The sequence below is a fragment of the Streptomyces sp. NPDC002018 genome, assembly GCF_042890865.1.
Lineage (GTDB): Bacteria > Actinomycetota > Actinomycetes > Streptomycetales > Streptomycetaceae > Streptomyces.
This window is the reverse complement of record NZ_JBIASO010000004.1, coordinates 152,395-179,339: the sequence shown is the minus strand read 5'-3', so window position 1 is coordinate 179,339 and position 26,945 is coordinate 152,395. Positions and strand designations below refer to the sequence as shown.

General features: G+C 70.1%; 21 protein-coding genes and 1 pseudogene. 7 read left to right on the top strand and 15 right to left on the bottom strand.

What is annotated here, in order from left to right; genetic code table 11:
- Positions 1-83: 83 nt before the first annotated feature.
- From ACFYYH_RS08355 to ACFYYH_RS08345, 3 genes are read right to left on the bottom strand one after another with little or no spacing between them, the layout of a single operon-like run.
- Positions 84-1,865 carry an ABC transporter ATP-binding protein gene (locus tag ACFYYH_RS08355; protein ID WP_388547591.1) on the bottom strand — a complete coding sequence of 594 codons (1,782 nt, stop codon included), beginning with the start codon at positions 1,863-1,865 and terminating at the stop codon, positions 84-86.
- On the bottom strand, positions 1,862-2,902 hold the full coding sequence (locus ACFYYH_RS08350) for a hypothetical protein (protein WP_388547590.1): 1,041 nt from the start codon (positions 2,900-2,902) through the stop codon (positions 1,862-1,864). Before ACFYYH_RS08350 ends, ACFYYH_RS08355 begins: the two co-directional genes overlap by 4 nt.
- Positions 2,903-2,959: 57 nt before the next feature.
- Positions 2,960-4,018: a DUF1611 domain-containing protein gene (locus ACFYYH_RS08345; protein ID WP_388547589.1), complete on the bottom strand. Its 1,059-nt coding sequence runs from the start codon at positions 4,016-4,018 to the stop codon at positions 2,960-2,962.
- A gap of 952 nt (positions 4,019-4,970) precedes the next feature.
- Between ACFYYH_RS08345 and ACFYYH_RS08340 the strand changes: the two are divergent.
- Positions 4,971-5,204, top strand: a pseudogene (locus ACFYYH_RS08340) (hypothetical protein); the annotation flags it as partial.
- Positions 5,205-5,311: 107 nt separating this feature from the next.
- Here ACFYYH_RS08340 and ACFYYH_RS08335 read toward each other — a convergent pair.
- From ACFYYH_RS08335 to ACFYYH_RS08315, 5 genes are all read right to left on the bottom strand, one after another.
- Positions 5,312-5,647: a transposase gene (locus tag ACFYYH_RS08335; protein WP_388547587.1), complete on the bottom strand. Its 336-nt coding sequence runs from the start codon at positions 5,645-5,647 to the stop codon at positions 5,312-5,314.
- Between the two features lie 665 nt (positions 5,648-6,312).
- A complete protein-coding gene (locus tag ACFYYH_RS08330) occupies positions 6,313-9,612 on the bottom strand; it encodes a type ISP restriction/modification enzyme (RefSeq protein ID WP_388547585.1) in 3,300 nt (1,099 codons plus the stop codon).
- An 80-nt stretch (positions 9,613-9,692) separates the two neighbouring features.
- Positions 9,693-10,058 (bottom strand): hypothetical protein, encoded by a 366-nt coding sequence (locus ACFYYH_RS08325; RefSeq protein ID WP_388547584.1) that lies wholly within the window; start codon positions 10,056-10,058, stop codon positions 9,693-9,695.
- Between the two features lie 409 nt (positions 10,059-10,467).
- On the bottom strand, positions 10,468-11,703 hold the full coding sequence (locus ACFYYH_RS08320; RefSeq protein WP_388547582.1) for a sensor histidine kinase: 1,236 nt from the start codon (positions 11,701-11,703) through the stop codon (positions 10,468-10,470).
- Complete coding sequence (locus ACFYYH_RS08315) at positions 11,684-12,337, bottom strand: response regulator transcription factor (protein WP_388547579.1); 654 nt, start codon at positions 12,335-12,337, stop codon at positions 11,684-11,686. Before ACFYYH_RS08315 ends, ACFYYH_RS08320 begins: the two co-directional genes overlap by 20 nt.
- Before the next feature lie 112 nt (positions 12,338-12,449).
- Here ACFYYH_RS08315 and ACFYYH_RS08310 point away from each other — a divergent pair, with 112 nt between their 5' ends.
- From ACFYYH_RS08310 to ACFYYH_RS08295, 4 genes are read left to right on the top strand one after another with little or no spacing between them, the layout of a single operon-like run.
- A complete protein-coding gene (locus ACFYYH_RS08310) occupies positions 12,450-13,019 on the top strand; it encodes a hypothetical protein (protein ID WP_388547577.1) in 570 nt (189 codons plus the stop codon).
- The gene (locus ACFYYH_RS08305) at positions 13,016-14,317 is read left to right on the top strand and encodes a peptidoglycan-binding protein (protein WP_388547574.1); all 1,302 of its coding nucleotides are present in this window, start codon (positions 13,016-13,018) and stop codon (positions 14,315-14,317) included. The genes ACFYYH_RS08310 and ACFYYH_RS08305 overlap by 4 nt, the downstream gene beginning before the upstream one ends.
- Complete coding sequence (locus ACFYYH_RS08300) at positions 14,314-15,027, top strand: ABC transporter ATP-binding protein (protein WP_388547572.1); 714 nt, start codon at positions 14,314-14,316, stop codon at positions 15,025-15,027. The genes ACFYYH_RS08305 and ACFYYH_RS08300 overlap by 4 nt, the downstream gene beginning before the upstream one ends.
- Positions 15,028-15,074: 47 nt before the next feature.
- On the top strand, positions 15,075-16,247 hold the full coding sequence (locus tag ACFYYH_RS08295; RefSeq protein ID WP_388547569.1) for an ABC transporter permease: 1,173 nt from the start codon (positions 15,075-15,077) through the stop codon (positions 16,245-16,247).
- 149 nt (positions 16,248-16,396) lie between these two features.
- On the opposite strand, the gene ACFYYH_RS08290 is transcribed toward ACFYYH_RS08295, so the two are convergent.
- Both ACFYYH_RS08290 and ACFYYH_RS08285 read right to left on the bottom strand, forming a co-directional pair.
- On the bottom strand, positions 16,397-17,545 hold the full coding sequence (locus ACFYYH_RS08290; protein WP_388547567.1) for a prephenate dehydrogenase: 1,149 nt from the start codon (positions 17,543-17,545) through the stop codon (positions 16,397-16,399).
- Positions 17,542-18,888, bottom strand: a complete 1,347-nt coding sequence (locus tag ACFYYH_RS08285; RefSeq protein ID WP_388547564.1) for a PLP-dependent aminotransferase family protein — start codon at positions 18,886-18,888, stop codon at positions 17,542-17,544. Before ACFYYH_RS08285 ends, ACFYYH_RS08290 begins: the two co-directional genes overlap by 4 nt.
- Before the next feature lie 144 nt (positions 18,889-19,032).
- On the opposite strand from ACFYYH_RS08285, the gene hppD reads away from it, so the two are divergent.
- Together hppD and ACFYYH_RS08275 are read left to right on the top strand one after the other, a co-directional pair.
- On the top strand, positions 19,033-20,130 hold the full coding sequence (hppD, locus tag ACFYYH_RS08280; RefSeq protein ID WP_388547563.1) for a 4-hydroxyphenylpyruvate dioxygenase: 1,098 nt from the start codon (positions 19,033-19,035) through the stop codon (positions 20,128-20,130).
- Entirely contained in the window at positions 20,117-21,241 is a 1,125-nt protein-coding gene (locus tag ACFYYH_RS08275; RefSeq protein WP_388547561.1) for an alpha-hydroxy acid oxidase, read from the top strand. The genes hppD and ACFYYH_RS08275 overlap by 14 nt, the downstream gene beginning before the upstream one ends.
- A 66-nt stretch (positions 21,242-21,307) precedes the next feature.
- Here ACFYYH_RS08275 and ACFYYH_RS08270 read toward each other — a convergent pair whose 3' ends face one another.
- Genes ACFYYH_RS08270 through ACFYYH_RS08250 form a run of 5 tightly spaced genes read right to left on the bottom strand, consistent with a single transcriptional unit; the run spans position 21,308 to position 26,935 of the window.
- Complete coding sequence (locus ACFYYH_RS08270; RefSeq protein ID WP_388547559.1) at positions 21,308-21,541, bottom strand: ferredoxin; 234 nt, start codon at positions 21,539-21,541, stop codon at positions 21,308-21,310.
- A 25-nt stretch (positions 21,542-21,566) separates the two neighbouring features.
- On the bottom strand, positions 21,567-22,910 hold the full coding sequence (locus ACFYYH_RS08265) for a cytochrome P450 (protein WP_388547557.1): 1,344 nt from the start codon (positions 22,908-22,910) through the stop codon (positions 21,567-21,569).
- A 13-nt stretch (positions 22,911-22,923) separates the two neighbouring features.
- Positions 22,924-24,117, bottom strand: a complete 1,194-nt coding sequence (locus tag ACFYYH_RS08260; RefSeq protein WP_388547555.1) for a cytochrome P450 — start codon at positions 24,115-24,117, stop codon at positions 22,924-22,926.
- A gap of 18 nt (positions 24,118-24,135) precedes the next feature.
- Positions 24,136-25,629, bottom strand: a complete 1,494-nt coding sequence (locus tag ACFYYH_RS08255; RefSeq protein ID WP_388547552.1) for a tryptophan 7-halogenase — start codon at positions 25,627-25,629, stop codon at positions 24,136-24,138.
- 28 nt (positions 25,630-25,657) lie between these two features.
- A complete protein-coding gene (locus ACFYYH_RS08250; protein WP_388547550.1) occupies positions 25,658-26,935 on the bottom strand; it encodes a cation:proton antiporter in 1,278 nt (425 codons plus the stop codon).
- Positions 26,936-26,945 lie beyond the last annotated feature (10 nt).

Sequence of the window (26,945 nt, the reverse complement as noted above, 5' to 3'; positions counted from 1 at the left end):
GGGAGCCGAGTCCTCGGGCGGCGCCCGCGCGTGCGTCTTGCTGGGCGGGGCGGCAGCTCCGGCCACGTCAGGGGCTAAGCCGTTCAGGCGGTCCGTCGGGTCGCCCGCGCGGCCTGCCGGTGGGCCGACGCCGAGGCCGGACTGCGCCACATGTGCAGGGCGCCGTCGTGGAGATGGATGGTGCGGGTGGCGAGGCGGGTGAGGGCCGGCCGGTGGGTGGTCATGACCGCTGTGCGGCTCTCGACCAGGCGGCCGAGCGCGTGGACGACGAGTTCTTCGGCGGCGTTGTCCAGTCCCGTGGTGGGTTCGTCGAGCAGCACAACGGGGGCGTCGGCCAGCATGGCGCGGGCGATGCCGACGCGTTGGCGCTGGCCGCCGGAGAGTCCGGCGCCTCGGTCGGCGAGCCGGGTGCCCAGGCCATCGGGCAGGCGTTCGGTGAACTCGGTGACCAGGGCCGCCTCCGCCGCCTGGGCGATCTCGTGCGGGCCGGCGTCGGGTCGGGCGTAGCTGATGTTGTCGGCGATGGTGCCGGAGAACAGGAACGTGTCCTGCAGCACGACCGCGATCTGGCGGTGCAGCCAGATGGCGGGGATGTCGGTGAGGGGGAGGCCGTCGAGGAGCAAGTGGCCGCGGGTGGGCGGGTAGAGCCCGGCGATGAGGGAGAGCACGGTGGATTTGCCGGAGCCGTTGGGTCCGAGCAGCGCGAGGTGTTCGCCGGGATGGACGGTGAGGTCGAAGTGGTTCAGGACGGGGCCGCGGCCGTAGTCGAGGGTGATGTCGCGCAGGTCGATTCGGCCGGCGGCGCGGTCGGGCAGGCGCCGGGGCGGTGTCGGGGGCGGCGGTGGCTGGTCGAGGATGCCGGCGACGCGTTCCGCGGAGGCCGCGCCCTGGGGGAAGGTGATCGAAAGGCGGGACATCGATCGCATGGGCTTGATCATGTCTTTGAGGTAGCTGGTCACCACGACCAGCAGACCGACGGTCCACCAGTGGTTCACGACACCGAGGCCGCCCGCCCACAGCAGTGCCGCGGTGGCCACCGCGGCGGCGGCTTCGAGCAGTGGAGTGAACCGGGCCCGCAGTTCGACGCTGCGCAGGCCGGCGTCGAGGGTGGTGCCGTTGCTGGTGGCGAAATGCGCGTCGTGCAGATCCTGGCGGCCGAAGGCATGGATGGTGCGGATGCCTTGAAGGGATTCGGTGACGAAGGCGGCGAGGTGTCCTTCGGCGGCGCGCTGCCGCCGTTCCGTCTGGCGGGTCAACCGGGTGTAGCGGGCGGCCGTGAAGAGAATCAGCGGGGCGCCCCCGATCGCGATCAGCCCCAGGCGCCAGTCAACGGAGAGGATGACGGTGGCGTAGCCCGCGAAGGCCAGCAGTCCGGGCAGGAGTGTGGAGAACAGGTCGACCAGAGCGTCCTGGATCCGGGTGGTGTCGACCGCGACGCGGCTCGTCAGTTCCCCGGCCGCCTGTCTGTCGTGGTAGCTCATGGGGAGCCGTTGCATATGGGCGAAGACGTCCGTACGGATCTCCGCGGTGATGCGCTCTCCGGCACTGTTCATCACACGGTCACCGAAGTAGTCGAAGGCCCCCGAGGCGAGGGTGATCAGCAGCAGCGCGACGGCGGCCACGGTGAGCATGGCCAGCGGGGAATCGCCCACGATGCCCGTGAGCCAGACCAGTGGGCCGCCGGTCCGGCCCTTGAGTACGTTGTCGATGACCAGCGCCAGCGGCCAGGGTGCCGCCAGGTCGGCGATCAGTTCTCCGATACGCAGTCCCACGCCGAGCACGAGTGTGCCCAGGTGCGGGCGGCCGTAGGAACGGAATCGCCACAGGTGTCGCATCATTCCCACGTCGGCACGGCGGTCCTTCATCTGCCCACCTCCCCGGTCAGGTCCGCGCGGGCGGCGTCCTTGAGAGCCGCGTTGCTCGCGCCGGGGCGTATGCCGTGCTCGGCCATGGCGGTCAGCACCAGCGGCGCGAGTCCGGGGTCGGCACGCGTGATCGCGGACAGCAGCCGTGAGAATTGGCTGCGCTGGTTCAAGGCGTCCTTGGTCAGCCGGGCGGGGTCGGCTCCGGCCGACTCCATGCCGCGCAGCAGCGCCGCGTCGAAGCGCGCGGCGTCGGCACCCGTGGCGATGACCCGCTCACGAGCGGACCAGCATGCCGATGCCCATACGGTGCCGTCGGCGTGCGGGTCCTGGTCCCGCCCGCCCCAGAAGTGCGCCATTGTCCACCGGGGCTGGAGTTTGCGGCGCCGCTGGTCCCACTCGGCGATGGCCCCGCGATGCCAGCCGTAGATGTCCGGGGTGCCCATCAGGATGGCCGTGAGGACATCTGCTGTGCCCTCGTCCAGGGCGATCTTCCGGTTGGTCTGCTGCGCCGGAGGACGCAGCCGGTTGAGCCGGAAGTCCGCGGTGTGCCGGCACAGATGATGGCCGACCTCGTGACAGATGATCGCGACGTTGTGCGCGGGGGCATGGAAATACCGGCTGCCGTCCGGTGCCGGGACGAATCCGGCGCCGCCCCCCAGATGGATCTCACCCGCACTGCTGAGAGCGGCGGGCTCGTCCGTGAGTGACGGCCTGGGAACCCGGTAATGCCCTCCGTGCCAGCGGCGGGGCTGGTTGTGCATCCCGATTCTGACCAGCAGGTGAGGGAGAGGGTGGCCGAGCAGGGCTGAAGCGAACCGCAGGGCGCGCTGGACGTGGAAGGCCGTGTTGGTCACGCCGAATGCTCGGGCCTGCCGGTCTGCGGCGGCGTCAGACAGGGGGCCGCCACCGGCCGCGGGGTCGAACATCAACGTCGAACCGTCGAACAGCCGCCCGCCGCGCTCGTCACGGACCGTGGCCTCGGGCAGCACCACTTCGGCCGGCCGCAGTTCAAGGACGTCCAGGGCGGCTTCGCGCAACTCCCCCGGCCGGGGACGCCCGTCAGGTAGGTAGACGATCGCCGGGATCACGGGGCATCAGCCCCAGGCAGCAGCGTCGGCGAAGGGTCCCGTCGTGGCGGCGGTCTGCCGGGCCGGCGCACGCACCAGGTCCACGGCCGCGCCGTTTGCCAACTGTGGCGGGGACAGGACCGGCAGTCCCGTGGCCGCGTGTGCTTCCTGGGAGGCGAGGGGGCTGGCGGTGACGAGGCCACTCACCATGCGTACCGGGACCCCCAGTCCGCGCAGGATCGTCACCCCGGCCACCGCGTCCAGCGCGTTGGCCGCCGCCAGTACGACACCGTGGGCGAATCCGGGCAGGCACTCGGCAAGCGCCCGTGTCTCGGACTGCAGCAGCCCGTCGGCTATCTCCAGGACGACCGCGTCCGCACCGTCGTCCACCAGGGCGTCACGGATGGCGATCATCGTGGTCTGGAGCCGCTCGACCGGATAGCCGAACGTGGATGACATGCCGAAGTCGAGGAATTCGGCTACAGTGCTGGCGCCCGCGTCGATGTACATCCAGCGGTCCTTGCCGCTGCCGGAACCGGTGACCTTGCCCGCCCCGGCAGCCAGTCCGGCTCGCGTCCAGCCGCACACCATGGCCGACGCCGTGGTGGTCTTGCCCGCGTTCATCGACGAGCCGAGCACGACGAGAGTGCCCCACTCCGGCGCCGTGTGCGGCGACGGCGTCCGCGCGTAGTGTTCCAGCGACAGTGGCATCCCGGACCGGTCGTTCAGCGTGCCGATCACCTTCAACTCGGTCGGTGGCAGCCGTCGCGTATGCGCCGAGGCGACCGTTCCCACAAGGCCGCCCGCCGTCAGCAGATGAACGTTGGGCCCGGTCGGCAGGTAACCCTCGTAGAAGTCCGTGGCATACCGGTTGCCGTACGCACCCACGACGATGTCGCCCGAGTAGAGACGGACGCGCCGACCGTGGACATCCTCCAGATGGTCAAGCTCGCCGAGGTGGGTCACGGTGGCGACCACGAGATCCCCGAGCTGCGGTTCGCGAACCGACCCACCGGGTACGGTCGCGTCCCGGTCGTTGATTCTGCGTGTCACATAGCCCCACTTGGCCCCAGCAAAGTCTCTCATTCCAGATCCCTCACGGTGCGGGTCGGGCCCGTGCCGGCGCCCGAACGAGTGGTCGTCCCTTCGATCGCTCCCACCCATGATCCGTGCTCCCGGGATCGATCGCATTGTGGTGGTGGCTCTGGCGGTGACCGGTGAGGCGAAGGTCCAGGGCCAGGGCTGGAGACCGTGGGTCTCAAAATTCTCGGCGGGTGCGGTGGTTCAAGGCGCTGCCGCGGGGCCTACCGGGAAAGCTGCGAGTTCGAACAGACTCCCGCCGGCGCTGGATTCGTGTACGACACACCCATAGAGACCGAAGACGTGAGAGACCGAAGACGTGAGACCGAAGACGTGCGGGACACGCTGGATACAGTCCGTACACCCGATGACGCTGTCGACGGGACGAGCCCCGACCGGCTCGGGGAGGACGAGCCGCTTCCGGAGGCGGCTTTCTTGAAGGCCATGCACACCCCGGCGGAGAAGCAAGCCCGGGCGGCACAAAGGCGGGCAGCGCAGAGACAAGAAGGGGCGGCAGAGCACGCAAGGGCATCACGCGAGAAGAACCGATAGCGCGAAGACGTGCTCGCCTGAGACTGTCTGACGACGGTCCGTCAGCCTTTGTGGGTAAGTCCCACCATCTGCGGACACAGAACTATAAGTACAGCGGCAAAGCACAGCAACCGCTGCGACTGACAGTGACCGTCAACAACCCCGCACGTTCTTCCGGAACGCTTGGCGCAGGAGCGGCGACCTTGTGTCCGATGGCCAGTGAACACGCCCTTACCCTGCTCCGCCATGTCCGGAAGAGTGACATGACATTTGGCAGCAGGTCGGCCGCAGGTCGGCAGGGGCAGTCCGCAGCAGGGACCATCCGCAGTCAGCCAGTGCCTGCCGACGCCATCAGCCCGGTGCGAGATACTGCTGCAGATTCCGGTTGATCACGCACTGACCTGGGGGCAAGCAGTGGCGGGCGAGAATGATCCATACGCACGGGGAACTCGCGCGGCAGGCCAGGGAACGGGAACCGTACTGCTCGATCCGGAACGCACCGGCACACGGGGCCGAGGGGAACTCGCCGCGACGGCGACCGGTTCGGCACACGGTCTGGACGGCGCGCACCTGGCTCGCCCGCCTCGTCCAACGCGGCATCACCCTGGGCAACGACGCTGACCTCCCCGGCAACGCGGCAGGTCGGTGCGCGTTGTGGCGGCTGGTGTCCGTCACGCCGGACGAGGTCTCCAGCACGGTGCTGGCCTACGGACTGCGCCCCATCGGCGGAGGCTGGCGAGAGGGGTCTCTACGAGAGCGGGCCGCCCATCACGCCGAAACCCACCTCACGCCCCGCGACCTGCGGCGGCGTTCGGCCCGGTCGGGGCGGTTGACCTCGATGACCGGGTGCCCGTGTGAGCGGGCGGTGCGGGTGAAGCCGGCTCCGTAGGAGGAGGTGCCTTCCACGCCGATCGCGATCACGTTGCCGTGGGCGGTCAGGAAGGCCAGGGCCGCGGCGTATCCGGCGGCGATGGTGATGAACTCGGCGTCTGCGAGGTGGCTGCCGTTGTCGCTGATGACCGCGACGCGGAGGGTGTCGGTGTGGGAGTCGACCCCGCCGAACACATCCTGGTCCACGGTGTCCGCTGCGGCCTCTGATGTCATGCTGTTGATGCCTTCCCAACCGGAGGTGGGCACCGGCCGGGTGGCGCAGACAGGACATCGAGGGGGCTTCTGGCCAAGCTCCTGTCAGGTCATGTTCCGCCCGGCCGGAGCCATGAGAACAGGTTCCGGCAGCCGGACAGAACAATCGGAAGACAGCCCAGCAGGGCGCCAGTCAGTGCCCGAGCCACGACCACCGGAACCTGAGTATCAGCATCGATGTCAGTGCCATGTGTTAGGCATGGCGGTATGCACCCCACGGGTCCCTTGCCCCACGTAGACCTCACTGACTCGCAGTGGCAGCTGCTTGCCCATCTGGTATCCGCCTCCCTGCCTGACCCCGGTGGCAATGGGGGCGCCGCGGAAGCCGTGGTCGCATGCGGCCTCGACCCCGACCAGGTGCGCGCCGATCTCCCGTCCCTGATCTGGCTGAAGTTCGTCGCCCGGGACCGTGGCCGACTGCTGGCCACCGACCTTGGAACGGCCATTCATTTTCGCTCTTTGTACGAGTTGGCGGAGGAACGCCTCAGCGGAGTTGCCGGGCTTGTCGAGGCGTGCGAACTCCAGGCGTCCCCGTTGGCTCGTTGCGTTCGGCGACTGGCTCAGGGCTCCATCTCTTTCGAAGAAGCACTGGCCAGTTTGCGTGACTCGGATTGAGCAGATCCTGATCAGCTGACGTCCTCCTCGGGGAAGAGCACGTCTGCGGAACGTTGCCGTGCCTTCCGGCTCGCAGCCGCGATCGGAAGAATTCCAGCCGTAGTCAGGTCTGCGTGCGAGACCACGGGTGCGGCAAGTATCTCGGTCAGCAGCTCATCCTGAGCGGGGGCCATGTCTGTGAGGCGACGCAGCACAGAGAGCAGTTCGATCAGCTCTCTGGTCCATTCCTGAGGCCAGCACTCGACATGGATGTCGTCCAGCGGGCTTGTCTTCTTGCTGCTGGGACTGGCCTTGCGGTAGCCGAACCACTTGTTGATGATGCGCATGCCGCCGACGTCGTAGGCCCATACGGCTTCGGGCACCGGGGCGAACGCTCCTTCTCCGATGTAGAGCGTCTGCACCTCGGCGTCGTAACGCAGTTGGCTCGGGACCCCGTTGCCGACGTTCTTGAGGTAGCGGACTTGCCGCTCATCCCCTGCGGGGAATTCGACGTGGCCAACAGGTCGTCCCGCACCTGGGTCGGCGCACCGCTCGCCGTAGGTCGAGGCCCATAGGATTTCACTGCCGAGAGTGACTGCCCGATTCCATAACGCCCTGTCCCGGGTCAGCGGCAACCGCACGCCGGGAGTGAGCAGTTCCTCGGCGAATCGTTCGGTGAAGGCGGTGTGTCCCGCGACGGCCACGGTGTACGCGGTCAGTTCAGTCGCGGTGACTCGTTCCGCGCCCAGCGATCGGGCCAGATAGGACACAAGGCCCGCCGGGATGTTGGGAGAGCCGTCGGGATGCAGGACAGGCGTGATCCTGCCCCCGCGCCCATTGAAATGGTGCGTGTCAGGGATGAGATGGGTTACTACGACAGCCGGCCCGGAATCGATCTCATGTGACGACTGCTGGTTCAGGAAAAGCTGCCCCTCCTGCATTGACGCCCACAGATCAGGGCGTGCGTAATCGAGCACCCGGTTGTCCGCGATCAGCCACTGCCGGTCGAAACTGCGCAGCGCTGTGCGAATGAGTCTGGGACTGACGGAGGTCTCCTGACCGATCGAGAGAGGAGAAGCCGACTGTCCTGGCAATGGCTCCTTCTTACTGTTCAGTGTGCGGTCGCGGGTCTCCTTGAACAGCTTGCCCTTCTCCGTCTGGTCGGTCTCGCGTACAAACGTTGTCCAGCGTCGACGTAAAGTTTCGGCGGAAGGAGCGCTGGCCCAGGAACGATTCGACTTCGCACCTGGGCTGCCCCAGGGGAAGAGGTCGTCCAGCGCCGGAAAGTCCTCCCACCCGGACTGGGTCAGTGGGGTGAAGGGACGCGCGGCTCCCGCATGCGTCTCCCGCCAGCCGTCGTCGTCCAGATCGATCTCACGCAGTTGTCGGAACTTCTCGGCACGCCTGCCCGCGAGTGAGCGGTAGTGGACCCGCGCACGGTGGTCCTTGTTCCGCACGGCACCCGCCTTGCGGACAAAGATGCAGATGGCGAGCGGCTGGGCGACACCGGGAAAGACGCGAGTGGCGACTTCCGCTCGCTGTCCTTCGGGGGAGAGATTGATGACCCAGCCCTCGTCGCATGTACGACGCAGATAGTCGCGCATGCCCCGGCCCCCGGGCCCGGTCGCCCACCCGGAGGGAGTGATGAAGCAGACCACACCGTGCTGGTCGTCTTCGTGCGCGTCGAAGACCTTCCAGGTGGCCCAGCGCCAGAAGTACACGTACATGTTCTTGAGCATGTGCTCGTAGCGCCCGTTGCCCGGATACCGAAAGCCGTCGAGCGGGGCCGCCTCGTGTTTCCCGCTGCCCTTCTCCACCCATCCGCCGCGGTTCTCCGCCTTGTCGTCATAGGGGGGATTGGCGATAACGACCGTGACGGGGGTATTCGCCTTCAGGTTGTTGGCGCGTCTCCGGGAGTCCGACAGCGGACCAAAGGTGGAAGGCAGGTACTCGTCCTCAACGAAGGGATTGTCGAGGGTGTCGGTGACAAAGAGGTTGAGACCGCCCTCGGGCAACGGCGAGTCATAGCGCTTGAGGAGGTCGGACGTCCTTAACTCCGCGACGGCGAAGGGCCCCATCTGCAACTCGAAACCGTTGAGGCGCGATGCGAGCCGGGATATGGCGTCCGGTGCCATGGCGGGCCCGTAGCGGTCGGCGGCCTGCTCTGCCACCCGTTCGATGATCGTGTGGAGGTAGGTCCCGGTGCCCATGGCAGGATCCACGATCCGTACCTCGTCCGTGCCGAAGCCGTCGGCCTGCCCCAGTCGGGTACGCAGCACGTCCTCGGTGAGACGGACCATGTCCTCCACGACCTCGTGCGGGGTGTAGTAGGAGCCGCTCCTCTGCCTCAGCGCGGAGTCGTAGACAGTCAGAAAGTGCTCGTACAGATGGAGGTAGGCGTCACGGTTTCCTGTGCGTATCGCCGACCAGTTCACCTTGGCGATTGTTCGCTGAAGCAGTTGGAGGGTGACGCTGAAGCGTTCATTGACGTTGCCGGTGAGCAGTTGCAGCGCCCGTCCCATCAGCGCGTGGTCCGCGTCCAGCAGGCGACCGACATCGTGGAGGCTCGCGCCCTCGGTCAGATGGTCGTCCGAGCGTGCCAGCAGGAGAGCGAAGGTGACGGCCTGCGCGTAGCCGTCCGCGAACGTGGCATCGTCGGCGGACGGGAACAACAGCTTGCGCCAGTCGTTCTTCAGACCGGTGAAAGGTCTGGCGCGTATGTCGGTGTCCGGACTGGAGGACTTGGCTTCTGCGGCCAATTGCTCAAGAACGGCAGACCGGAGGAGGCGGCAGAGCGGCGCGACGTGCTGGACGAGACGGGCGACCTGGGAAATGGGAGCGGGCTTCCACAGAAGGAAGGTCTTCAGCAGAGCGTCAAAGGCACCGGGATCAGCAGGAACGAGCCTGTCCCCCGCGCTCTTCAGTGAGCCGGTGAACCAGACGGTCTCCCCCAACTGTCTGCCGTCCCGGAACAGTCTCCACTCAGTCCCGTTGGAGTAGAGCAGGTTGGGCAGATTCCGCAGCTTCTCCCACTGTTCCCGATTGGCCTTGCCGAACGTATCCGGATCGACCGGAAGGCCGGGCTTCTTGAGCTCGATGTAACCGGTCAGCTCGCCGTTGGCGCGGACAGCGTAGTCGGGTCGCACCCCGAGGTCGGCAAGGCGGAACTCGTCATGCCACATGACTTCGGGCTGTTGGTGGTGCTCACCCACCGCCTGAAGCAAGATCTCGAGCGGTCCGCGAATGGCGGCTTCGTCACCTCCACCCCCGGACAACTTGAGCTTGGACATCCGCCCGAATTCCGCCACGGCAGCGAACAGCCAGCCGTACATCCCCCCTGACATCTTCCCCCCACAGGTCGCGTCAGAGCGCCGAGCCTAACTACATGATGTCAATTTGGGAATACGAAGCGTCATCCAATGCGAGCGACCGGCACCGAACTACGGCGTCGCGGATCGCAATCGCGGTGCTCACGCACCCAGACGCGGGCTATGGCGTCGAGGTGGTGGTGCAGGACGGCCCTGATCTCTTCGGTGCCACACGTGGCCGGCAAGGGTGACGGGGTGTCTTCGCCGTTGGCCATGGCGAGGCTGCTGGCGAAGCGTACGAGGTGCGGGGCGGGGGCGAAGGAGTCACGGAGCCAGACGGCGAAGACGGCGGCTTCGCCGGCGGTGACATCGATGAGGGTGATGTAGGCGTAGTCGGGCCTGGGCATCGCCGCCGTTCCGTCCACCCATGCGTCCGGGGCCAGCTCGACCTCGAAATCGAGCACGGTCATGTTGTGGATCCCGGATTTGCCGTATTCCACGGTGGGTTCGGGAAACGCCTGCCTCAAAGCCCCCTCCAGAGACTGAAAGTGGGGGGCGTCGTGGGTGCGGTGGTAGGTCGTCGGCAGGCGGTGGGGCCTTGGCGTCGCGTTCGGGGTCGGGCGGCTCCTTCCCGGTCTTGGTGATGCGGCGGCGCAGGAGCGGGCACCGTACGGTTCGCGGCCGATGCGGATGACGCGTCCGTGGATCACCTCCCGCACCGTGTCGCGACATGCGGCGGCATGGACATCTGGTGATCGGACATGGCCCATGGTCCGCAGAGGAGAGAGCCTGTACGCCGATTCCTGCCCCCCATGCGCGGCAGCAGGACGCCCATGCGGCACCGCGGCATGATCCGGCGTCATGGACCCCGCCGTCGAACTATGCGGGCCGTCCCGGCCGTTCCCGCGCTGGTGTCCTGGGCGGATCGGACAGAGGCACCCCGTACAGCTCCTCCCTGCGGCGGGGGAATGTGACGGTGATGTCGAGCCCGCCCTCCGGTCCCTGCTCGGTGACGATCCGGGCCCGGTGGGCGCGGGCGATCGCCGCGACGATCGACAGCCCGAGACCGTGTCCGTCGGCGCGCGCGGAGCGGTGGCCGAGCCGCTGGAAGGGCTGGTACAGCGACGGGATGGCCTCGCGCGGGACCACCGGTCCGCTGTTCACGACCCGCACCGTGGGCGCCCCGTCCTGTAGGCCGGTGGTCACCTGGATCCAGCCGCCGTGCGGGGTGTAGCGCTGGGCGTTGCCGACCAGGTTGGTCACCAGCCGTTCCAGGAGACTGGTGTTGCCCTCGGTCGCGGCGGGGGCGAGCGAGATATCCAGGGTGACGTTCCCGGGGCGGGTGGGCGCGAGGTCGTCGAGCACGTCGGTGACGACGTCGGCGAGGTCCAGCGGCTCGGTCCGGAAGACCCCGCTCTGGCTGCTCGCCAGGGTCAGCAGCGCCTCGATCAGCCGCTCCTGGTCCTCGCCGATCGCCAGGGCCCGCTCGCACACCGCCCGCAGTGCCTTCACGTCCGGGTCCGGTTTGCTGAGCGCGACCTCGATCACCGTACGTTGCAGGGTCAGCGGGGTGCGCAGCTCGTGCGAGGCGTTGGCGACGAAGCGTCGTTGTGCGTCGAACGCGACGTTCAGGCGGGCGAGCAGCCCGTCGAAGGTGTCGCCGAGGTTCTTCAGCTCGTCGTCGGCGGGGCCGGGCATCGCGAGCCGCTCGTGCAGGTTGTGCGCCGAGATCCGCCGGGCCCGTTCCGTCATCACGCGTACGGGCCGCAGCACCCGCCCGGCCACCAGCCAGCCCAGCCCACCGGAGACACCGGTCATCACACCGAGCGCGATCCCGGACCGGGTGAGCAGCGTGCGCTGGGCCTCCTGGCGCTCACGGTCGGCGACATAGGAGATCTCGGCCGTGATCTCCCGGACCGCCGGGTTGCGCGAGGCGTTCATGGTGGTGACCTTGGTGCCCTTGGAGGCGGGGCTCTGCACGACCAGGAGGTAGGTGACGGCGAGCAGGGTGGCGCCCGAGACGAAGAACAGCGTCCCGTACAGGAGGGTGAGCCGGAGCCGGGCCGACCAGCGGATGCGGAACCGGCCGGCCGGTTCAGATGCGGTAGCCGACATGCGGCACCGTCTCGATCACGGGCGGGTCGCCCAGTTTGCGGCGCAGCCGGCTGACGGTCACCTTCACGGTGTTGGTGAACGGGTCGGTGGCGTTGTCCCAGGCCCATTCGAGCAGTTCCTCCGCGGACACCACCGCGCCCCGTGCGGCCAGCAGCAGCTCCAGTACGGCCATCTCCTTGGGGGACAGGTCGAGTTGGCGTCCGCCGCGCCAGGCGGTGTGCTCGGCGGGCGACAACGACAGATCACCGTGGGTGAGCACCGGCGGGACGGCGGGGTGCGCGCGCCGGGCGAGGGCGCGGATCCGCGCGATCAGCTCGGCCAGGGCGAACGGCTTGGTCAGATAGTCGTCGGCGCCCAGGCTCAGTCCGTCGACGCGTTCGGCGACGGTGGCGGAGGCGGTGAGCATGAGGATGCGGGCCCGGCAGCCGTGCTTGATCAGCGCACGGCAGACCTCGTCGCCGTGCATCAGCGGGAGGTCCCGGTCGAGCACGATGACGTGGTAGTCGTACACGGTGGCCTGCTCCAGCGCCTGCTGGCCGTCCAGTGCCAGGTCGATGGCCATGCCTTCCTGCCGCAGTCCGGCGGCGATCGTCTCGGCGAGTTCGAGGTGGTCGTCGACAATCAGCACTCTCATGCCGGTCAGGATGCCCTGGGGCCCATAACAGGGGAATAACGCGTGGGGACCGGGCACGAGGCGGGCGCGGTTGTTCCCCGCGTGTAACCGCGCCCGGCGTAGAACTCCCTGCATGTTCTCCACACACCGTCGCGCCCTGATCGGGCGCGCGCTCCTTCCCGTATCCCTGCTGCTCACAGGCGCGCTGATCAGCGGCTGTTCCGACGATTCCAACGCGGCCTCCGGCGGTGAGGCGTCCTCGGACTCCTCACCGTCGGCGAACAGCGCGTTCGACCAGGCTCTGGCGTTCGCCGAGTGCATGCGCGCGGAGGGCGTACCCGGATTCCCCGATCCCCAGCAGGCCGACGGCGGTGTCCGCATGGACGCGGGCGGCGTCGACACCAACTCGCCCGAGTTCCAGGGCGCCATGGAGGCCTGCCGTGACAAGGCTCCGCAGGCCCAGGGCCAAGGGCAGGGCGGCGAGCCGCTCGATCCGACGAAGGTCGCCGCCTGGGCGGAGTGCATCCGTGAGAACGGCGTGCCGAAATTCCCGGACCCCGAGATCAACGGCGGTCAGATGGGGCTCGACTTCGCCGGCGCCGGCCTCAGCATGGCCGACCCCGCCTTCCAGAAGGCCCGCTCCGCCTGCCAGGACAAGTGGCCCGGCGGAGGCATGATGATTCAGGGCGGCGGAGGCCAGTGACGACGCGGGACGAGACGGAACACCTGCCGGCCGTCGTGGAGCCGGGCGGGGTCCCGGCGGTCACGCAGGACGGGGACCGGACACCGGCCGTCGCCGAGGAGGCGGCACAGCCGGCCGTCGCCGAGGAGGCCGGCCGGCCGCCGGCGGACCGGCGCAGGCGCCGCACCCGCCGTACGGCCCTCATCGTGGTGGTCGCGATCGTCGTGGCCGCCGCCGCGGGACTCGCCGCCACGGGCGCGTTCAGCGGTGACGACGGCTCCACGGCGCAGGCCGCCCCCGACCGGCCGGTCGCGACCGCGAAGGTCCAGCGGATGACGCTGACCAGCACCGAGACCCTGGACGGCACCCTGGGCCACGGTGAGCCGACCGCCGTCACCAACGGCTCCGCCTCCTCCGCGTCCGGGCAGAGCGGGCAGGGCGGCAACGGCCGGGCCGCCGACGGCGGCGAGTTCGTCACCTGGGTGCCCGGTGAGGGCGACACGCTCGGACGCGGCGACGCCGTCTACCGGGTCAACGAGCGCGAGGTGCCCCTGCTGTACGGGTCCATCCCCTTCTACCGCACGCTGGAGCCCGGCAGCGAGGGCGCCGACGTGCGGATGCTGGAGCGCAACCTCGCCGAGCTGGGCTACGACGGCTTCACGGTGAACGACGAGTACACCTCGGGCACCGCCGAGGCGGTCGAGGAGTGGCAGGACGACCTGAACGCCGAGGAGACCGGAACCGTACGGCCCGGGGACGCGGTGGTCGCACCGGGGTCGCGGCGGGTCGCGGAGCTGAGGACCTCGCCCGGCGCGGTCGCCGGCGGCGAGGTGCTGACCTGGACGGGCACCGAGCGGATCGTCTCCATGGACCTGGACCCCCAGCACGAGGACCTGGTGAGGGAGGGCTCCAAGGCCACGGTCCGGCTGCCGGACGGCGGCACCGTGGTGGGCGAGGTCACCGACATCGGCACCGCGGGCAACGACGGCGGTGCCGGGACCGGGGCCGGCGGCGAGAGCCAGGGCGCGGACGAGGCGACCCTGCCGGTCCAGCTGAAGATCGGGGACCAGAAGAAGCTGGGCCGCTACCAGGCCGCGTCCGTCGACGTGATCCTGGAGGCCGACAGCCGCAAGGACGTGCTCGCGGTGCCGGTCAACGCGCTGATGGCGCGTCCGGGCGGCGGTTACGCCCTGGAGGTCCCGGCGGCCGGCGGCAGCAGTGACATGGTGCCGGTGGAGCTGGGGATGTTCGCCAACGGACTGGTCGAGGTGAAGGGCTCGGGCATCAAGGAAGGCATGGATGTGGGGGTGCCCAAGTGACGCCTCATGTGGTCGAGTTGACGGGGGTCTCCCAGCGGTACGGGGAGGTCGTCGCGCTGGCCGACACGAATCTGGTGATCGGGCGCGGTGAACTGGTCGCGATCGTCGGGCCGTCCGGGTCCGGGAAGTCGACCATGCTCAACATCATGGGCACGCTGAGCCGCCCGACCTCCGGGCACGTCCGGGTCGACGGCCACCCGGTCGAGGAGCTGAGCGACCGCGAGCTGTCGGCGCTGCGCGCCGGCACGATCGGCTTCGTGTTCCAGCAGTTCCATCTCACCGCGGGCATCCCGGTACTGGACAGCGTGGCCGACGGGCTGCTCTACAGCGGCACCCCGCGCGCCGAGCGGCGCCGGCTCTCCGAGGCGGCGCTGCGCCGGGTGGGGCTCGGGCACCGGCTGTACCACGAGCCGCACCAGCTCTCCGGCGGGGAGAAGCAGCGGGTCGCGATCGCCCGCGCGGTGCTCGGCGATCCCCCGCTGCTCCTGGCCGACGAGCCGACCGGCGCGCTCGACTCCCGGTCCGGCGCGACCGTGCTGGCGCTGCTGCACGAGCTGAACGAGGCCGGCACCACGGTCGTCGTCATCACGCACGACCGGGATGTCGCCGCGTCGCTGCCGCGCGAGGTGCGGCTCAAGGACGGGCGGATCGAGCACGACTCGGCCACCGGCCGGGAGATGGCGGCCGTCGCCCCCGGGGCGGAGCGGTGACGGGGTCCGGCCGGCGCGCGGCCGGCGCGCGGCCCCGCCCGGCCCGGATGAGTCCGGCCGATGTGCTGCGGGTGGGCGGGTACGGGCTGCGGGCCCGGCCGATGCGGGTGTTCCTGTCCGCGCTGGGCATCGCCATCGGCATCGCGGCGATGGTGGGCGTGGTGGGCATCTCCACGTCCAGCACGGAGGACCTGGACCGGCGGCTGAGCGCCTTGGGCACCAATCTGCTGTCCGTCACACCGGGGCCGTCGCTCAGCGGTGACGCCTCCCATCTGCCGAGCGAGTCGGTGGGCATGGTGGGCAACCTCCCGGATGTGGAGTCGGTGACGGCGCTCGGCAAGGTCGACGCCAAGGTCTACCGCAACGACCACATCCCCGAGGCCGAGACCAGCGGTATCGCCGTCAAGGCGGCGAAGACCAACCTGACCGAGACGACCGGCGCGAAACTGACCGACGGCCGCTGGCTGAACACGGCCAACGACCGCTATCCGTCCGTGGTGCTCGGTCCCCGCGCCGCCGAACAACTCGGGGTGCACCGCGCCGGACCCGACATCCAGGTGTGGCTCGGCGACCGCTGGTTCACCGTGATCGGCGTGCTCGCGCCCAACGAGCTGGTCCCGGAGCTGGACACCCAGGCGCTGGTCGGCTGGCCCTACGCGGAGGAGAACCTCGGATTCGACGGCTACCCGACGGAGATCCACGTACGGGCCGTGGAGGAGCACGTCTCCGAGGTGCAGGGCATCCTCGGGGCCACCGCCAACCCGGAGAAGCCCGACGAGGTGGCCGTCTCCCGGCCCTCCGACGCGCTCGCCGCCAAGGAGGCCACGGACGACACCCTGAGCGGACTGCTCCTGGGCCTCGGCGCCGTGGCGCTGCTGGTCGGCGGTGTCGGCGTGGCCAACACCATGGTCATCTCCGTGCTGGAGCGCCGCTCCGAGATCGGTCTGCGCCGGTCGCTGGGTGCCACGCGCGGCCAGATCCGCAACCAGTTCCTGTGCGAGTCGCAGCTGCTGTCCCTGCTCGGCGGCGTCGGCGGGGTGGCCCTGGGGATCACGGTGACCATCGGCTACGCCTCCTACCAGAGCTGGCCGTCGGTCGTCCCGGCATGGGCCATGGCCGGAGGCATCGGCTCGACCCTGGTCATCGGCGCGCTGGCGGGCTTCTATCCGGCGGTGCGCGCGGCCCGGCTGCCGCCGACGGAGGCGCTGGCGACACCCTGATCACACGTTGCCCCTCGGACATTCCCCCGGCGAGGGGCACCGTGCCGGGTCCGGACCTGACCGGACCCGTACCCTCCCTGGCCACTCGGCCGGGGAGGGTTCCGGTGTGCCGGGAGAGCGGGTGGGGTGTGCCGGGGGAGCGGGTGCGGTCAGCCGGGAGCTCCGACGAGAGCGGGTGCCCTCCCGTCGGGTACGTCGTCCTCGCGGACGACGTCCCAGCCCGCGGCGGCCAGTTTCTCCGCCAGGGTGGCCGCCTCGGCCGGAGCCAGCCCGAACCGGATGACCAGCGGTCCGTCCGGGCCGTGCGGGGCCACCGGCGCGGCGACGGTGTCGGGGCCGGCGCCGTATCCGGCCGCGGTGTCGAGGAGCCGGGCGAGTTCGCCCGGACGCTCGGCAATGGTGACGTCGACCCGGGCGGTGTCGGCGGCGAGCGGGCCGGGTGCCGGGGCGGGCAGCGACTCCAGCGCGGCGACACCGCGTTCCAGCAGGGCGGTGAGGTTCCGCCGGCTCTGCGCCCGGTTCCGCGGATCCCGCGCCGACAGGTCCCGCATCGCCGTGAGCAGTTGGGTGAGATCGCTCTCCAGGGCGCTGAGGACGCCGGCGATCTCGGCGGCGTTGGTCTCGATGATGTCGGTCCACAGCCGGGCCTCGCCGCGGGCGATCCGGGTGGCGTCCCGGAACCCCTGGCCGACCAGGAGCGCGGTGACCGGCGAGCGGCCGCCGAGCCGTGCCGCGACCAGGCTGGCCATGAGGTGCGGGGCGTGGGAGGTGATCGCCACGGTCTCGTCGTGGGCCGAACTCTGCATGACCGCAGGCACCCCTCCGCACAGGGCGATCAGCTCCAGGGCCCGGTCGAAGGCGCGCTTGGAGGTGAGCCGGGAGGGGGTGAGCACCCACGTCCGGCCCTGGAAGAGATCGGGGCGCGCGGCGAGCGGCCCGGAGCGCTCCCGGCCGGCCATCGGGTGGCCGCCGACGAAGTGCGCGGGCCGCGGGGCGCGGGCCAGCACCTCGCGCTCCGGGCCGGCCTTGACGCTGGCCACGTCCGTGTAACTGCGCGCCAGGCCCCGCGCCTGCTGTTCCGAGAGCACGTCGGCGACCTTGCTCGGCGGTACGGCGAGCACCGCGAGGTCCACCGGTTCCCCGGGTGGCCGCGCGGTGCCGGCGCCGAGCAGCTCGGCGGTGCGGACCGCGGACGCGTCGGTGTCGAGGAGGTGGACGGTGACGCCGCGCCGCACGGCGGCGAGCGCCACCGAGGTGCCGATCAGTCCGGTGCCGACGACGGCCAGGGTGCGGATCACGAGACCGCCCCGGTGGCGACGCCGGCGGTGGTGCCGCCGGCGGTGGTGCCGCCGGGCAGGCGTGAGGTGACGGCGGCGGCCAGCCGGTCGAGCCCCTCCTCGATCCGCTCCGGGGTCAAGGTGCTGATGGACAGCCGCAGTTGGCGGGAGTCGGTGCCCGCTCCGAAGAAGTGGTGCATGGGCGTGAACAGCACGCCGTGCTCGCGCCCCGCGTACTCCAGGAAGGCGTCGTCCACGGTGAACGGCACGGTGACGACCACGAAGAACCCGCCGTCGGGTTCGTTCCAGGTCACCCCCTCGCACTCCCTGAACCGCTTGGCGAGCCCTTCCAGGACCTGAGTCAGATTGCTCTGGTACACGGCGGTTTCCCTGGCGTTGGCGGCCACCAGGCTGAAGTCGTTGGCGATCAGCTTGCCGCCGATGACGGCCTGGGCGATCGGTGAGGTGTTCACCGTCAGCATGCTCTTGATCTTCGACAGCTCGTCGGCGAGCAGTCCGCCGCCCACCGGCTGGTCGGCGACCGCGAAGCCGACCCGCGCGCCCGCCACACCGCTCTTGGCGAAGGAGCCGAGGTAGACGACCCGGCTCTCGGTGTCGAGCGACTTCAGTGTGGGCGGGCGTCGGTCCGGGGTGCGGTGGAAGATCCCGTAGGGGTTGTCCTCCAGCAGCAGGAGGCCCTCCGACGCGGCGATCTCCAGCAGCCGGTGCCGGTCGGCGACGGTCATGCTGACGCCGACGGGGTTGGCGAAGTCCGGCGTGACGTAGCAGGCGCGCACACGGCGGCCGGCGTCGCGCGAGGCGCGCAGCAGGCGTACCAACTCCCCCAGGTCGAGCCCGTGTTCCCCGGAGCGCACGGGCAGCACCGGCAGATCGGTGAGCAGGGCGGCGCCGGTGAGACCGACATAGGTGGGGGACGGGGCAAGCAGCGCGTCACGGTCGTCGGCGCGCAGGGCGCGCAGCACCAGGAACAGCGCCTCCTGGAAGCCGACGGTGACGACGACGGAGCGCGGGTCGGCGTCGATGCCCTCGTCGACGGCGAGGTTGCGGGCGATCAGTTCGGTGATCACGCCCTTGGTGTCGCCGTACTGGAGGAGGGTGCGGGAGACCTGCTGCCGCGTCATTCCCCGCTCGCTTCGCAGATGGTCCGTGAACACCTTCAGGTATTCATGGACCTGATCCGTGTCGAAGAATCCCTCGTAGGGTCGGCCGGCCGCGAACGATATTGCGTCGGGATAGGCTCCGGCAATATTGTTCAGCAGATTCATCGACTCCATGGACGCAGCGTTGAGCGATGTGTGCAGCGGCTCCGCACTCAATTCCGCAAGATTTTCCCGGATCGGCATGTGGGCCAGTATCACGCACTTGACCAACTGCGACAATGCCGCTCCTTTGACACGGGTGCCCAGATTTGACACGTGCGGTATTCGCGGATCGAGTTGTACGGTTGGGCCCGCAATTTCCGATCCTTCTTCGATCCAGGGACCGTCATGAATGATCGAGCGAGCGGAAGCAAACCCATCAGCCATTACACGATCGACTATGTCGAGCTGTTCGTGGAGGACCTGGAGACAGCGGCCCGGGGGTGGCAGGACACCTACGGTTTCTCCGTGGCCGGCGAGAGCGTCGGCGCCGATCACCGCGGCGTCGCGCTCCGGCACGGCGGGATCACCCTGGTCCTGACGACCCCGCTGAGCGACCGGCACCCCGCGTCCGCGTATCTCCCGGCCCACGGCGACGGCGTCGCCGACATCGCGCTGCGCACCCGGGACGCGGGCGCCGCGTTCACCTCCGCCGTGTCCGGCGGGGCCCGTGCGCTGCGCGGGCCGGAGCGGACTTCCGAGGACGGGCCGCGTGCGACCGCGCTCATCGGCGGCTTCGGGGACATCGTCCACACGCTGGTGGAGCGCGAGCCCGGTGCGCCGGGCGGGCTTCCGGCCGGGTTCACTCCCGTCGCCGGTCACCAGCCGTCCTTCTCCCGCGAGGTGGGGCTGCTGGAGATCGACCACTTCGCGGTCTGCCTCCCCGCGGGGGACCTCGACACGACCGTGCGGCTCTACCGCAACGCCCTCGGTTTCCATGAGATCTTCGAGGAGCGGATCGCCGTCGGCGCGCAGGCGATGGAGTCGAAGGTGGTGCAGAGCCCGAACGGCGCGGTGACCCTCACCCTGATCGAGCCCGACACCAGGGCCGAGCCGGGGCAGATCGACGAGTTCCTGAAAAACCACGACGGGGCCGGCATCCAGCACATCGCCTTCTCCAGCGACGACGCCGTGCGCTCGGTCCGCGCGCTGCGCGACCGCGGTGTCCGCTTCCTGAACACCCCGGACACCTACTACGACCTGCTGGAGGGCCGTATCGCGCTGGAGACGCACTCCATCGACATGCTGCGGGAGACACGGCTGCTCGCGGACGAGGACCACGGCGGTCAGCTGTTCCAGATATTCACCGCCTCCACGCACCCCAAGCACACGCTGTTCTTCGAGATCATCGAGCGGCAGGGCGCGGGCACCTTCGGCAGCGCCAACATCAAGGCGCTGTACGAGGCGGTGGAACTGGAGAAGACCGGGCAGCATGGCCCCCGGTGACGCCGGCCGGGGCCCGGTGGCGGTCCCGCTCGACATGGACGACGTCGAGCGGGCCGCCGCGGCGGCGCTGCCGCCCGACGTGTGGGACTTCATCGCCGGGGGCAGCGGCCGGGAGCTGTCGCTGGCGGCCAACCGGGCGGCGTTCGACGGTGTGTTCGTGCGGCCCCGGGTCCTCAACGACGTGTCCGGGTGCGGTACGGAGGCGACGCTGCTGGGGCGGGCGGTACGGCTGCCGGTGGCGATCGGGCCGGTGGCGTACCACCGGCTGGTCCATCCCGAGGGCGAGGTGGCGACCGCGCGGGCCGCGAAGGCGGCGGGTGTGCCGTTCACCGTGGCGACCCTGAGCAGTGCGCCGGTGGAGGAGGTCACGGCGGTCGGCGGCTCGGTGTGGTTCCAGCTGTACTGGCTGCGGGACACCGGGCGGACGCTGGATCTGGTCCGCAGGGCGGAGGCGGCCGGCTGCGAGGCGATCGTGCTCACCGTCGACGTGCCGTGGATGGGCCGTCGGCTGCGTGATGTCCGCAACGGGTTCGCGCTGCCGGACCACGTCCGCGCGGTCCATCTGGGCGGCGGGGCCTCGACGGCGCACCACGGCGACGACGGCGCGTCGGCGGTGGCCGTGCACACGGCCGAGACCTTCTCCCGGTCCCTGACCTGGTCGTCCGTGGAGCGGCTGCGCGCGTGCACCCGGCTGCCGATCGTGCTCAAGGGCGTGCTGGCCCCCCAGGACGCGCGGCGCGCGGTGGAGCACGGCGTCGACGCCCTGGTGGTCTCCAACCACGGTGGCCGCCAGCTGGACGGCGCGATGACCTCTGTGGACGCCCTGCCCGGCGTGGTGGCGTCCGTCGGCGGGGCCTGCGAGATCCTCCTGGACGGCGGGGTGCGCGGCGGCACGGACATCCTCAAGGCCCTGGCGCTCGGCGCGTCGGGTGTGCTGGTGGGCCGCGCCCCGGTCTGGGGCCTGGCGGCCGGCGGCGAGGACGGCGTCCGGCGGGTGCTGGAACTCCTGGCCGCCGAACTGACGGACGCGCTGGGGCTGGCCGGGTGCGCGGGGGTCGCCGAGGCACGGCGGCTGGAGACGCTGCGGGCACCGGGCGGCGGGAGCGGGTAGCGCGGCACGAAGCGAAGGGGGAGGGGCCGGGTGACCCGGTCCCTCCCCCTCGCTCTTCCCGGCGGCTCAGCGGCGCGGCTCGGGGGCCGTCTCCGCGGGCGCCGGTTCCTGGTCGTGGACCGTGATGGCGTGCCCCGGGCAGCGCCAGACGACCGACCGCACGGCCGCGGCGAGTTCCGCGGCCGGTGCGGCGTTGTCGACGACGCCCATGCCCTCGTCGTCCTGGTCGAAGACCTGGGGCGCGAACATCGCGCAGACGCCGCCGCTCACACACTTGTCGCGGTCGATCCGGATCTCCATCGGTCTGCCGTCTCCTTTCAGCCGGTCACCAGGCGACCGGCAGCCGGTGCACTCCGTGGGCGAGCGCGCGGTTGTAGAAGCGCACCTCCTCGGCGGGCACGGCGAGCCGCAGGTCCGGGAAGCGCCGCCACAGCGCCTGGTAGGCGAGGCGCAGCTCCGTGCGGGCCAGCGCGGCGCCCAGACAGTGGTGGAGGCCGTGGCCGAAGGCGACATGGGCGACCGGCTCGCGGGCGAGGTCGAGCCGGTCCGGTCCTTCGGTGAGGGCCGGGTCGCGGTTGGCCATGGTGAGCGAGCAGATGACGGTCTCGCCGGCCTTGATCACCTGGTCGCCGATGGTCACGTCGTGCACGGCGGTGCGCGGGGTGGGCGCGTTCGCCACCGACATGTAGCGGATCAGCTCGTCCAGGGCGCGGTCGGAGGCGAGCCGGCCGCCGTCGCCCTTGGCCGATCGGGAGGCCCGGCCCTCGCCGTCGCGTCGGCCGAGCAGCAGCGGCAACTGGTCCGGGTTCTCCAGCATCGCCAGGACGCCGAGGCCGAACATGCCCTCGATGTTGTCGATGCCGGCGAGGATCAGCACCACGCACACGCCGCGCATCTCGTCGTCGGTGAAGCGGTCGCCGTGCTCGCGCACCAGCGCGCCGATGAACCCGTCGTCGGGGTCCTCGCGCTGCCGCGCCACCATGGACACCAGGTAGCGGGAGAACGCGGCGCCGTCGGCCGCCCGCACCTTGCGGCTGCGGGAGAAGTCCAGATGCCGGTGGCAGTGGCGCAGGAACTCGGCCCGGTCGTCGCGCGGCACGCCGATCAGCTCGCACAGCACCTCGCCCGGCACGGGCTGGGCGAACAGCGGCATCAGATCGGCGCCCGGTCCGGCGGCCTCGACGGTGTCCAGGCGCTCCTCGATGATCGCCTCGATGTCCTGCTCCAGCCGGCGCAGCCGCCGTACGGTGAACTCGGGAGTGAGCATCTGACGCAGCCGGGTGTGCTCCGGCGGGTCGTAGTCCATCAGGTGTCCCACCAGCTCCGGCGGGCGCCAGTCCGGTCCTTCGGCGCCCCAACGGCGACGAGTGCTGAAGTTGGTGTGGTCGCCGAGGATACGGCGGACCTCGGCGTAGCCGGTGGCGAGCCAGACCCATTCGTCGGACTCGTTGGGGCCGATGACGTACCTGCTCAGGGGGGCCGCGGCCCGCAGGTCGTCCGCCGGGTCGAAGCGGGTGCGCCGGGTGTAGAGCAGTTCGGGGTACGCCTGTGCCCGCGGTGCCTGCTGCGGGGCTTGCTGTGGGGCTTGCTGTGGGGCTTGCTGTGGGGCTTGCTGTGGGGCTTGCTGTGGGGCTTGCTGTGGGGTCTGCTGTGGGGTCTGCTGCGGCATGAGCGTTGTCCTCCTACCAGGTCACCGGCAGTGCGTCCACGGAGTAGACCCGTGAGGACGGCATGCGGAACCGGATCTCGTCGTGCGGAACGGCGAGCCGCAGGTCCGGGAAGCGCCGCAACAACGCCAGGTAGGCGGTGCGCAGTTGCATCCGGGCCAGCGGGGCGCCCAGGCAGTGGTGCACGCCGTGCCCGAACGCCATGTGCGGCACCGGTTCACGGGCGATGTCGAAGCCGTCCTTGGAATCGTCGCCGGGGGCGGCGATCCGGTTCGCCGCGAAGGCGGAGCAGATGACCCGCTCCCCCTTCGGCAGCACGTGGCCGCCGAGCGGCACGTCCTCCAGCGCGGTGCGCGGCGAGAGGGTCGGGATCACCGAGACGTAGCGCAGCAGTTCCTCCACCGCGCGGTCGATGAGGCCGGGGTCCTCGCGCAGCCTCGCGAGCTGCTCGGGGTGTTCGAGGAGCGCGAGGGTGCCGAGCCCCAGCATGCTGGCGACGTTCTCGATGCCGGCGGAGGTCAGCGACGCGGCCAGGCCCTCCAGTTCCTCGTCGGTGATCTCGTCGCCGTACTCGCGCACCAGCATGCCCAGCAGATCGTCACCGGGGTCCCGGCGCTGCCGTGCGGTGAGTTGCTGGAAGTAGGCGCGGAAGGCCCGGCCGGCCGCCATCTGGCGGGCCCGGCCGCGGCCGTCGTCGCGGGTGATGTCGAGCTGGCGGGACAGCTCCGCCCGGTCGTCCTGAGGCACGCCCAGCAGTTCGCAGGCGGTCTGGCCCGGGATCTGCCAGGCGAAGTGGTGCATCAGGTCGGCCGGTGCCCCGGTCTGCTCCATCACGTCGAGGCACTCCTCGACGACGTCATCGATGCGCGGCTGGAGCCGCCGCAGACGCCGCATGGTGAACTCGGGGTTGAGCATCCTGCGCAGCCGGGTGTGCTCCGGCGGGTCGTAGTGCAGGAGGTTGCCGATGTTCTGGAGCCTGCGGGACTGCGCCTCGGTGTCGGCGGGCGGAAGCATGGTGAACCGGTGCTGGTCGCTGAGCACCTCACGGGACTCGTCGCTGCCGGTGACCAGCCAGCCGACGACCTGGCTGGAGAGGCCGCCGTGCAGTTCGGTGCGCAGCACCGGACACTCGGTGCGCAGCCCGACCAGCTCCGGGACCGGGTCGAACCGGTCCCGGCGGCTGTACACGGGGACGTCACGGGACGCCATGGTGGGGTCTCGCCTCCCTCAGCCGGTCGTGGCCGGCAGCCAGTACATGCCGTCCGCGGAGGAGACCAGACCGCCGGGGAACAGGGGCGCCTCGGGTTCGGCGTCCTCGCCGAGCAGCGCCCGCATCTGCACCTGGCCCGCCTCCTGCATGGCGTTGCGCACCACGGAGGAGGTGAACAGCGGTACGGAGCTGCCGTCGTCGTTCGCGGCGTACTTCTCCACGGCGGTGGCGAACTCCTGGGAGTTCTCCGCCAGCCGCTCGCCCAGCGCCTCGGCGTTCATCAGGCCCTGCTCGCCGGAGGAGACACCGCCGATCAGCTCGACGAACGACTGGAGCTCCGGCTCGCTGTTCGCGGTGACCTTCTTGGCCTGCCAGAAATAGGAGTTCTCGTCGCGGTGCATCTCGTAGAAGGAGACGAGGAACTCGTAGAAGACGCCGTACTCGCGCCGGTAACGGGCCTCGAACTCCCGCATCGCGGCGTCCTCGTCGACCTTGCCCTCCAGGACGCTGTTGAGGGAGCGGGCGGCGAGCAGCGAGCTGTAGGTGGCCAGGTGCACGCCGGAGGAGAAGACCGGGTCGACGAAGCAGGCGGCGTCGCCGACGAGCATCATGCCGGGCCGGGTGAAGGTGGTGTGGTGGTACGAGTAGTCCTTGCGGACCCGGATCTCGCCGTACTGGCCCTCGGTGACGCGGGTGGCGTCGGAGAGGTAGTCGGCGATCATCGGGCACTCGTCGATCAGCCCCCGCAGCGCCTTCTCCGGGTCGCCCTGGATCTTCTCGGCCATCTCCCGCCGGACGACGGCGCCGACGCTGGTCAGGGTGTCGCTGAGCGGGATGTACCAGAACCAGCCGCTCTCGAAGGCCACGCAGAGGATGTTGAAGCGGTTGGGCTCGGGCATCCGCCTGCCGTTCTCGAAGTAGCCGAAGAGGGCGAGGCTGCGGAAGAAGTCGGAGTACTCGCGGGTGCCGCCGACCTTGTTGTACAGCCGGCTCTTGTTGCCGGAGGCGTCGACGACGTACCGGGCGCTGATCTCGCGCTCGATGCCGTCGGCGTCGGTGTAGGCGAGCCCGCGGACCCGCTCGCCGTCCTCGACGACCCCACGCACCGAGCAGCCCTCCCGGACGTCGGCGCCCTGTTTGCGGGCGTTCGTCAGCAGGATGTCGTCGAACTTGGATCGCTCGACCTGGTACGCCACGGAGGTCGGACCGGCCATGCGGGGTGAGACGGAGAAGGAGAAGGTCCAGGGCTCCGGCCGGGCACCCCAGCGGAAGGTGCCGCCGCGCTTGAGCGGGAAGCCCGCCTTGGCGAGATCGTCCGCGGCACCGGAGAGCCGGCACACGCCGTGAATGGTGGACGGCAGCAGCGATTCACCGATCTGGTAGCGCGGGAATTTCTCCTTTTCGAGTACGACGACCCGGTGTCCTTGTTTGGCGACGAGTGCGGCGAGGGTGGAACCGGCGGGTCCGCCGCCGACGACGGCCACGTCGAATTCTTCGGTCTTTGCTGCCACAGCCAACTCCCTGTCCGTGTCTGCGTTCTCATTGAGCCTGAATTTGTCCGGCGGGCTCGTCAACCCGTCCAATTTCTTTTTCCGGACGCTCATTTCGTCCGATCAAGGTCAGCAGCGGCCCGGTCATGAAAGTGGTGACAAGGGCCATGAGGACGAGCACCGTGAAAAGCCCGGGGCCGATCACGCCGGCTTCGAGCGCCACGTTGAGCACGATCAGTTCGGTGAGCCCGCGGGTGTTCACCAGTGCGGCCACCCGCGCCGACTGACGGGGGGCGAGTCCGGTGAACCGGCACGCCGCGTACGCCGGGCCGAGCTTGCCGACGACGGCGATGCCCAGGATCAGCGCCAGCAGCACCAGCCCGTCGGCGTCGAGCGTGCCGACGTCGAACTTCAGCCCGGTGGTGACGAAGAACAGCGGCAGGAGCAGCCCCGCGGTCTGCTCCATCGGCTGGAGCACCTCAGCGTCCGGGACCTCGTTGCGGCGGGGCATGACCAGGCCCGCGAGGAAGCCGCCGAACACCGGGTGCAGCCCCAGCTCGGACGTCACCCAGGCGCTGCCCAGGGCGAGTCCCAGCGCCAGCGGCACCGGGCTGAGCAGCGATGACTCCGAGCGCCGCAGCAGCCGGTCGAGCAGGGGCCGTACGAGGAGGAACATGACCGCGCTGAACAGCACGATCAGCACCAGCGCCGTCAGCCACGACGGCCCCGAGGAGTGAGCGGTGCCGGCGAACGCGGCGGCCAGCACCAGCCAGGCGGCCACGTCCATGATCCCGGCCGCGGTGGTGGCGACGGTGCCGGTGGGCGTGCCCGCCATGCCGCGCTCGCGGACGATCGCCACCAGCACCGGCAGCGCGGTCACCGAGCAGGCCACCGCCATGAACATCACGAACGTGCGCCCGCCCGCGTCCGGTTCGACCGCGGTGAACATCCCGTCGAGGAGGGTCGCCGCGCCGGTGCCGAGCCCGGCCGGGACCAGCAGCGCCAGCGCGGCCACCGCCAGCACGGACCGGCCGCCGCTGCGCAGTTGCCGGTAGTTGATCTCGTATCCGGCGAGGAACATGAAGATCACGACGGCGACCTGGGAGAGCACCGTCAGGAACGGCAGCACCTCCGGTGGGAAGAGGGTCTTCGTCGGATCGCCCGGCAGCCGGCCGAGCAGGGTGGGGCCGAGGGCGACACCGGCCGCGATCTGCCCGATCACGGTCGGCTGTCCGAGCCGGCGGGCCAACGCGCCCAGGAGCCAGGAGGCGACGACGATGAGCGCGACGTCGCCGATGACCACGGCGGTCACCTGTTCGGTGTTCACGCGTCTCCTT